Below are 447 nucleotides of genomic sequence, written 5' to 3'. Positions count from 1 at the left end.
CTGCTTGTTTTTGGTTTGACAGGAATTGCAAGACTTAAAGAGTTTTCAAAAAATGGTAAAGCATATAAGTGGACATTACAAATTCAAGATAGAAGCAGTAATTGGTTCGACAATGGAACAGTGAGACTATTTAATATTAATTTTTGGACAAGGGCTGAAATAAAATATTTACATAATGACCTTCTGCCGAAAGAAAATTTATGTTCATATAATGATAAAGAAGAGTAGTATGATAAAATAAATACTCTAAAAAAAGCGGTTTGGAAAGATTAATGTTTTATGTTGGATTTTAAATCAGTCTTGTATTTGTAAAATTTTGTGATAATCCGAAAGTAAAAGTATATTAGTCAGCAATCTGACTATGCGTTGGGACGAAAGCCCTACCCAAATGGACAGTTTAGAAGTTTATTTATTGAAAATGATGTTTTTTTTACTAGGTTGCGTGAG

At 30.0% G+C, this 447-nt stretch carries 1 protein-coding gene; it reads left to right on the top strand.

Annotated elements, in window-relative coordinates:
- On the top strand, positions 1 to 228 hold a 228-nt coding region (locus tag DIU01_RS09625; RefSeq protein WP_290833887.1), incomplete at its 5' end, for a hypothetical protein.
- Positions 229 to 447: the final 219 nt, after the last annotated feature.

Origin of the sequence: Flavobacterium sp. (assembly GCF_003525665.1) — a bacterium.
Lineage (GTDB): Bacteria > Bacteroidota > Bacteroidia > Flavobacteriales > Flavobacteriaceae > Flavobacterium.
Note: the sequence above shows the minus strand (reverse complement) of the source record. Positions and strands in the feature narration are given on the sequence as shown.